Origin of the sequence: Parabacteroides caeci, from assembly GCF_023656795.1 — a bacterium.
GTDB lineage: Bacteria > Bacteroidota > Bacteroidia > Bacteroidales > Tannerellaceae > Parabacteroides > Parabacteroides segnis.
Genome location: NZ_JAMOKT010000012.1, coordinates 136,795 through 145,497, shown reverse-complemented (window position 1 = coordinate 145,497; position 8,703 = coordinate 136,795). Strand labels below are relative to the sequence as shown.

8 protein-coding genes are annotated in these 8,703 nt (G+C 31.0%); all 8 read right to left on the bottom strand.

Going from position 1 to position 8,703, the window contains the following annotated elements; translation table 11 throughout:
* Window positions 1–325: 325 nt before the first annotated feature.
* Genes NBH15_RS08705 through NBH15_RS08670 form a run of 8 tightly spaced genes read right to left on the bottom strand, consistent with a single transcriptional unit; the run spans window position 326 to window position 8,701 of the window.
* Entirely contained in the window at window positions 326–1,291 is a 966-nt protein-coding gene (locus tag NBH15_RS08705; protein WP_284706461.1) for an MraY family glycosyltransferase, read from the bottom strand.
* Between the two features lie 3 nt (window positions 1,292–1,294).
* Complete coding sequence (locus tag NBH15_RS08700; protein WP_186958833.1) at window positions 1,295–2,230, bottom strand: NAD-dependent epimerase/dehydratase family protein; 936 nt, start codon at window positions 2,228–2,230, stop codon at window positions 1,295–1,297.
* Window positions 2,227–3,387, bottom strand: a complete 1,161-nt coding sequence (locus NBH15_RS08695; RefSeq protein ID WP_250822476.1) for a glycosyltransferase family 4 protein — start codon at window positions 3,385–3,387, stop codon at window positions 2,227–2,229. The genes NBH15_RS08700 and NBH15_RS08695 overlap by 4 nt, the downstream gene beginning before the upstream one ends.
* Window positions 3,388–3,418: 31 nt before the next feature.
* The gene (locus NBH15_RS08690; protein ID WP_250822475.1) at window positions 3,419–4,180 is read right to left on the bottom strand and encodes a glycosyltransferase family 32 protein; all 762 of its coding nucleotides are present in this window, start codon (window positions 4,178–4,180) and stop codon (window positions 3,419–3,421) included.
* On the bottom strand, window positions 4,177–5,295 hold the full coding sequence (locus NBH15_RS08685; RefSeq protein WP_250822474.1) for a glycosyltransferase family 4 protein: 1,119 nt from the start codon (window positions 5,293–5,295) through the stop codon (window positions 4,177–4,179). The genes NBH15_RS08690 and NBH15_RS08685 overlap by 4 nt, the downstream gene beginning before the upstream one ends.
* A gap of 32 nt (window positions 5,296–5,327) precedes the next feature.
* Window positions 5,328–6,425, bottom strand: a complete 1,098-nt coding sequence (locus NBH15_RS08680; protein ID WP_250822473.1) for a glycosyltransferase — start codon at window positions 6,423–6,425, stop codon at window positions 5,328–5,330.
* A gap of 30 nt (window positions 6,426–6,455) precedes the next feature.
* Window positions 6,456–7,715, bottom strand: a complete 1,260-nt coding sequence (locus NBH15_RS08675) for an EpsG family protein (protein WP_250822472.1) — start codon at window positions 7,713–7,715, stop codon at window positions 6,456–6,458.
* Window positions 7,715–8,701, bottom strand: a complete 987-nt coding sequence (locus tag NBH15_RS08670) for a glycosyltransferase family 2 protein (RefSeq protein WP_250822471.1) — start codon at window positions 8,699–8,701, stop codon at window positions 7,715–7,717. Before NBH15_RS08670 ends, NBH15_RS08675 begins: the two co-directional genes overlap by 1 nt.
* Window positions 8,702–8,703 lie beyond the last annotated feature (2 nt).

Genomic DNA, 8,703 nt, shown 5'->3' with positions numbered 1-8,703 from the left:
CGAACGGCTGGAAGAATTGCTAACGATCCTCCGCCAGCTCTACCCGCAAGCCCTCATCACCGGCCATAACCGCCTCACCCCACATGCACCCAAGGCATGTCCTTGTTTTGATGCCGAATGGGAGTACAGATGGATCTGACGGTGTCTTCCCGGCACGGTGGTGTGTCAAAACACTATTACCGAACGCAGATGACGCAGAACGCGCAGACGGACGCAGACTTTTTTATTAATAATCAATGAGGTCTGCGCCCTGTCTGCGTAGTCTGCGTTCCCTAATTCTGACGTTTGACACACCTTGATTGGCAACAAGATTTCTTATTATATATTATTTTTTACTAACACCTAACTGATGCAAATAAAAATACTTATTCATAAAACCTATATAGCATAGACTCAATGCTATAATCGTACCAGCTAAATAGTAATAACTGTATTCATAAAAATAAATAAAACCAATTATTATCAATCCTTGTACAACCATATAAATAGTAGCCACAACTAAATGTGGTATCTTTAATTCATTAGCCATAATCTGATACAAATGCTTACGATGTGGCAGTCCAATATTTTCATGAAGCATTAGACGATGAACAATAGTCAATACGCTATCTACACCATAAACTACGAGAAACACAATATAAGTAAAGTCACCCGTTTGTATAATTAGCCTACCTATGATAAATAAAAGAATAAAAGCGATCCCTACCGAACCAATGTCTCCCGCAAAACATTTCGCTTTTTTCCGGAAGTTAAACAAGCAAAACACCAATACGCTCAAAATGATAATGATCAAAAAACTATTATCAATAAAATGAAGGGAGCGATTCACATAAAATAAAGAAAGAAGTACTGCTAGCGAATATCCTCCCGTAATACCGTTTATACCGTCCATGAAATTATATGCATTCACAATCCCTACACATAAAATTAGTCCAATTAACACCATCCACCAACTATCCATATTTAAAATTCCATATTCTTGAAACATCAAGAACATAGCTGTAAAATGGACTAATAATCGAATTTTATTAGAGACAGGATGTATATCATCCACAAAACTAATCCCAGCTATAGCTGTCAATCCTACCAAAAAACAAGGATATTGAAAACCAAAAAACAAAGCATGTATCCATAGTCCCAACAAAAAGATTATACCACCTCCCCGTAAAGTTATATTTGTATGAGAACTACGTTGGTTAGGTTTGTCAATGATATTAAATTTATCAGCCACATAAAAATATAACAACTCTAGCCCCAAGAGTAATATTGCTATAATAATATAAGTAATCATCTGTTATTCTTTCTGGAAACTTTTAAATGTTTTCTTTAATCCATCTATCGCTCTCACAGGCATTCGTTCTATACCAAGCGCTTTTTTTATTTTAGTATTAGAGACTACATAATTTTCTGTTAACTTTCTCAATCGTTCTGTGTTTAAAGGCAAATGTAACAATGTTCCCAATCCAGCACACCCTTCCATCATCCCTTTATTCACTTTCCAGATACGAGATTTCTTTCCCATCACTTCACACATAATCTCTATCAGTTCATTGGTTGAAATAGATTCATCATCACCCATATGGTAAATGCCTGAAGGAATATCCTTCGTCAACAAACCTTCTACCACATAGCACAAATTATCAATGGAAGTAAACGAACGACAATTCTCAAAATCCCCCAAAGGCCAAGGGATCCCTTTTTTCACTACGCTATAAAGCAAGTTCAAATTCCCTTTATTTCCTGGACCATGTATCATGCAAGGACGCAAAATATACACTTGTTTATCTTTAGGTAAATGTTGTTGTATATATTCCTCTGCTTTCATTTTACTTTCTCCATAAGGTCCAACAGGCGTTGGAATCACCTCCTCCGTCAACATCTCCCCTATTACGCTATCCGCAGCAGCCTTTACCGAACTGAAGAAAATAAACTTCTTTGCAGAAGATTGCAAAAAGAAATCAAATATCTTTTGAGTCAACCTCGTGTTAATATTAAAATATAATTGAGATGAAGATTGATTTTTAGTATCGTGGGCCTTACCCGCTAAGTGGATAATGGCATCTATTTGAGAAAAAGAAGTACTATTAAGTTCCTCCCAAGAATAAATTTTTACCACTCCTTCTTTTTGATGCGTAACAATATCTAAACCATATATTATATGATTAGATTTAAGTGCTTGAACTAAATTAGAACCTACGAAACCGTGAATACCAGTAATTAAGATTTTCATTGTATATCAACTTCGGATTTAATCCTATATAGTTTTTCTATTTCATTCCATATCAATTCTTGCCTAAAATTTTGCTCAACTAAGGACCGCCCATTCTTGCCATAAACTACGCCTAATTGACGATTAATATAAAAGCGTTCTATAATAGAAGAAATCTCTTGCACATTATGAGAGACAAAAACTCCCGTTTTATTTTCTATAATAGAATCAATACAACCTGTAACTCTTGTTGTGATAACTGGAAGTTCCATAGCTGATGCCTCTAGCACAGAAGTAGGAAAACCTTCTCTATAAGAAAGTAAAATGAAAATATTCATTAATGCATAATAATATTCAATGAAAGAATTAGAAATATAACCTGTCGTAATAATATTCGGATTTTTTATTATTGACTCTATAATATTCTTTGGTAAAGCATCTCTTTCTTCCAACATTCCTACCAACAAAAGTCGTATATTAGAATATTTTTCTTGCAAAATAGAAAAAGCCTCTACTAATTCAATTAGACCTTTATCTTTAACTAGCCTTCCCGTAAATCCAATCACAAAATCATCATCATCAAATCCTAATTGTTCTCTCAAATCGAGCAATACTTCATGTTGAATACCATATCTATTAAAGCGTTTTATATCAATTCCATTACAAGTACCCTTTAATAACAAGGTTTGTTTCTCTGCTTTATTTAAGCCGTTTTCAATACTACGTTGACATACAGAAGGGCTTACGCAAACAATCTTTGTTGACAATTTACCAGCCAATCTATCCATCGAAATCAATAATATTCTTTTTAACCCTCGGGATGTTTCATAAACCAAGCCATGTCGAAAATAGATACGAATAGGAATTCTAATTATATAAGCTGCTAACATTGCAAGTAATGCTCCCTTTGGTGTATGCCCTGTTACAATATTAATTTCATTTTTATGAATATAAGAACATATTCCTATCAATGCTTTCAAATCACTTATTAATGATATTTTACGAGAGATAGGTATCATCCTATAATCAAATTGAAATTTCTTAGAAAGAACTAACAATTCATCAGAAGGGCTACATACTATATATTCCTTATAACCTTTATTCCTAAAATAAGTCAATTGACCTCCTAAAAAATAAGGTATTACGAAGGAAATATTAACAACATGAAGAATATTCATTTCACAGATTATTCATTTTTATATTAAGAAATTACATTAATTTTTCTTTCAATGACTTTAAGTTAAAAACACGAATCAGTACATTAGTAAAATCACTTCCAAATAGCTTAACAAATATTCTTTTATAACAAGTTAATATTTTACTAATGGGAGATTGCCAAGACATAGCAAAATGATGAATAGAATAAGTATTTTCAGTTATACATATTTTCCCTGTATCATGTCGTTTTGAACAAAAAAAATCAAATGGAAAGACAGAAATAACATTATCACATATAATTTCACTCGAATAATTATCATATTTCTTTATAACAATCCCATTTTTCACCATCATTTCTTCCATAATTAACGGAAGTGTTTTCATATCCAATATATTCTTATCACCATAGAATTTTCTATTATCATAATACTTTAGACAAGCTAATATCCAATCAGACTTAGCTTCAGAACCAATTATTGCAGCTTCTAATTTTGACTGGCTATCTAAACCTATAAAATAATTTCTGTTCAATAAATTATCAAAAGATTTAAGAACTTCAACATCTGTATCTAAGTAAATTCCTCCATAATAATACAGAGCATATAATCGAATATAATCGGCAGCAAAAGCGAACTTTCTACTTTCATAGGCCTGCTTTACCCAAATATGAGAGTTTATATCAAATTTATTTTTGTCCCACAAGACAAACTGATAATCAGGCAGTTTATCTTTCCAGCTATCAATACACCTCTGTATTATTTCAGGATAAGGATCACCACTTAACCAACAATAATGAATAACTTTAGGAATCATAATCTCATTATTTTATTTATAAAATTAACTCTTTTATCGTCTAAAATAGACATTCGATACTGTTGACTAACCAAATAATTAGCCCTACCTTGTGTTTCAAAATCTTGCACACTCAAATGTTCAACTATATTCGATAGTTTACGGTAATCTCCTTTTTCAAAAATGTATTCACTCGGTAACAACTCTGGAATTCCTCCTGTTTTTGCTCCAATAGCCAATCTTCCTCTACTCATAGCCTCTATAAGAGCACGAGGTAATCCCTCTGCTTTACTTGGATGTACATATACATCAATAGTATCTAAAAAAGATATAACTTTATCATGTGTTAATTCTCCTAAAAAAAAGACTTGGTCTTGTATGGATAATGCAGATGCTATTTTTTGTAATCTATCACTCCTTCCTCCCCCAACCAAAAAATACTTAACTATAATCCCACGACCTTTCAACAGATTCATTGCTTTTAAAACGGTAATCTGGCCCCTAAATGTCCTATCAACAGGACTGATTGTCCCTATTTTTAATACATCACCTTGCTGATAGGAATTACGATTCAAAATATTATCTACAACATCTATCCTCACATTGGAACAAGATAGACACAAACCTTTTGTTGGATAACGTTTTTGCAAAAAACGATTAGTTACATATATAACGGACTTAGATTTCTTAATATAGTACCAAGCTACTAAGTAATTTGGCAAAGCCAATATTTTCCCTTTTAATCCATAATACCAAAATACATCAAAAGCACAACCAACAACCTCTGTCACATATTTAATTTGTTCTTTTTGCAATAAATGTAAAGCATATCTACCCAAAGATAACGAAGGCATTTTGACAAAAACTAAATCGACATTAAATATAATATTTTGTATAATATTCTTATTTATTTTAGATACAAATAGTCGTTCTTTCTTCAATTCTATTATTGTTACTCTACTTAAATCTATCAATTTCATCTCTAAGGCCAAACTAGATCCTATACTTTTGATAGAACAACAATAAAACAAGTGATCACAAAGTTTTAGATATTTATCAAACTCTGTCAAACTTTTCCTATAATATTTATTATCATATTTAAAAACAGTCTGATCTTGTATTACAGCAATATTCATAAATTATAGAGTTTATATAATGCACAAAATATTTACAACAATTCTTTCTCAAATTTTTCAAACCATTTGTTTGAGCAAAAATTATCTATAGCCCAATTTTGACAAACTAATTCATTTAATAAATCACGATTAAAATAGTATTTACAGATACATTCAATAGTCTTATTCACATCATTTGGAGACAATAATTTATCATATAAATATAAAGGAACAGATTCTTTTATAGGATCAATATTTGAGGCTATAACCGGAATACCTTTAGCCATTGCTTCAATCAATGCATTAGGTTGACCTTCTGTAATAGATGGGAAATAAAATAAATCAAATGATTTTAATAACGATGAGACATCACTTCTATATCCCAAAATTTGTATTTGCTTTGACAACCCCATCTGCAACACCTTATTTTTTAAGCAAATATCCGTATCTTTACCTACCAAAACAAAATACACATCGGCATATTTTTTACAGAGTATTTCGGCAACTTTAAGGATAGTTTCATGATTTTTTGCTATATTATAACGTCCAACATGACCTATCACAAAAGCATTTAAAGGAAGACTCAACATTGTTCTAATTGATACCACGTCTATATTCATTTGAGAACAATATTCCCTTCCTAAATCATTATATACAACTTGAAACCTATTAGTATCCTTTCTATTTGGGTAGAAAAAATCTAATGCAGTTTTGGAATTTGCTAATATTTTAGTAGCAAACAACATAACTAGTATTTTCATCAAATAATTATACAAAAGCCGTAGTTTTGTTTCTTTAAAATGATTTGTAGATCCTCTATAAAACGTGATACGCTTTTTAACTCGTGCAAAATAGCCAAAAACAAGAGATAGCCCTGCAAAATGGCCATTAAAATCACAAATAGTATCTATATTATTTTTCTTCAAATATAAATAAAATCGTATATAAGCAAATATTGAAAAATAACCTAACGGTTTGAGAATTATTTCATCTGAAACATCTTTATAATCATTATACAAAGCTCCAGCTTTACCTGATTTACACCAAATGATATTATAACTTCGTTTATTATTATATTTTAGAAACCTCAACAAATAAGTTTCAATACCTCCTTGCTCCAACCCTGTCACTAAAAATACGCACTTTTTCATATTTATATCCAAATTAAATTTAATTATTATTTAGTAGCCTTCAGGTTGAGTATTAATATTAATAAGATCTATTAAACTTGAATAAAATACCTTCATATTCAAAACCATATACTCTTTACCTAAGATCAAAAAAAAGGGGGATAAAACAATCACAAACAAACATATATACATTATAAATTTACTTAAATACCTCCCCAGACTACACGAAAACAAAGCATAGGTAAAATACAATACACCAAACATCTTAAAAAGCATGATATTTCTTGATAAGGTATAAGAAGAAGCAGTAAATACAATATATGAAAAAAACATAATTCCCCAATAATGTAAACGCAATATAAATTGAGGAAATTGCTTTCGTTTTTTATCTACTACCAACGCGATAAAAGGAAATACAAACATCATTAAAAGAATAACATAAAACCGCAGTACAGAACCGGAATATAAAGCAGCTTCAACTTCACCTTGAAACATATAAACATCTATTTTATCAGCAATTCCCGATCCAATTCCACCTAAAGAAGTTAAAACATTCATCAAGGAAGCCATCAATGGGACAAAATACCAATAACTCATCAATAAGAATAAAGATATAGTTAACAAAACACGACGACTCAGAAAGCAGGTACATATATAAAACAAAACTATCGGATACATAGAAAAATGTAGTAAACAAGGAAATATCAAACAAATACATTTTTTGTAAATAGAGAGTCGTATGTCAGGGATAGTAACAATAAATAAAAACAACAATATAGCATTTCCTTGTCTCATACCACTAAATTCCGTCACTTGGGCAAGTGCCAAAAACATTAAAACTGGTAATATAAAATTGTTAAAAGATGATTTAGTTTGCAATTGCTCACGCCAATTTAACAATGTCCCTAACCCCAATCCATAGTAACAAACAGCCCCTAGAAAACCTACAATTTGATGAGTATATATCCATTTACCAATTCCCCAAAAGACCAAGTCTAAAAACCAATCGGGTTTTTCTGATAAAGATTGATAAAAAACAAAATCAGCAAAAGAATTGACATTTTTCAGATTTTCAAAAGCCAAATTATGTCGAGTAATATCCATTGTATCAGCAGGTAAAAAAGTATACCCAACCAAGCCCCAAAACATAATAATAATAATCACACCCAACCTGACATGACGCCTATAATAAATAAAATACAATGCGAGCAAAGCTGCAACAAATGGAGAAAGAATAAAAATTACCCATAATAGACATATATCTATTATATTATTTTTATGATAAACCAATGTTATATTACTTTCACTCATTATTTTGACAAAATATTCCTTAAGTAAAAAAATAAACTTTGTTTTAGAGTAAATATCCTTCTAAGCCCAAAGTTATGAAGCATCAGATAAAAAGTAATTGTTTTAGGGAAACTCCAATACCTATGCACAAATTGAAAATTCACTTGCTGCATAAACTCCGTATTAAGTTTAAATAAATATTTCTTTGCAACATCTTGGCTCAACAAAAAGTATAGCATATTTAACATTTTCTTGTTGAACAAATTTCTATATAGGATTTTATCTTTCATGAAATCATAAAACCAATTTATAGAATTTACTATAATACCCAATTGCTTATCTGAAAGTTTTTTTTGAGTAGATGATTGCAAGTTTTGACAATAATAATATGTCGAATCTTCTATAACAGCCATTCTATGGGCATACTGTACCAGTTGATACAATAAAATCATATCCTCCCCATTTGTATGATGCTCAAAAGTATCATATTCATAATCGAAGAACAATTTACGATGATAGATTTTAGCCCAAAGACTATGTGCTATTTCACCACTCAACAATGCCTTAAACATTTCTTCTTGAGACAATATACGCTGCTGTTGTTTCAGTATATTTTTCTTTTGACAAACAGTTATATAGGTATAAGCACTTATCACAATATCAGCGTCATTAATTTGTGCAGCTTCATACAGAACTTTCAATGCATTAGGAGGAAAAAAGTCATCACTGTCACAAAATACCACATATTCACCCACTGCCCTTCTGTATCCTTCTCTCCTTGTCCACATAGGTCCCATATTCTGAAGATTTTCAAAGATACGAATACGTTCTTCTAGCTCTGCATATTTCTTTACAATCTGCATAGCATTATCAGGAGATTGATCATTAACTATGATAATTTCAAAATCCTGTAAAGTTTGTGCAAAAATGCTATCCAAACATCGGGATATATATTTTTCCGTGTTATACACAGGTATAATGATCGAAACTTTTATATTTCTCTCCATAT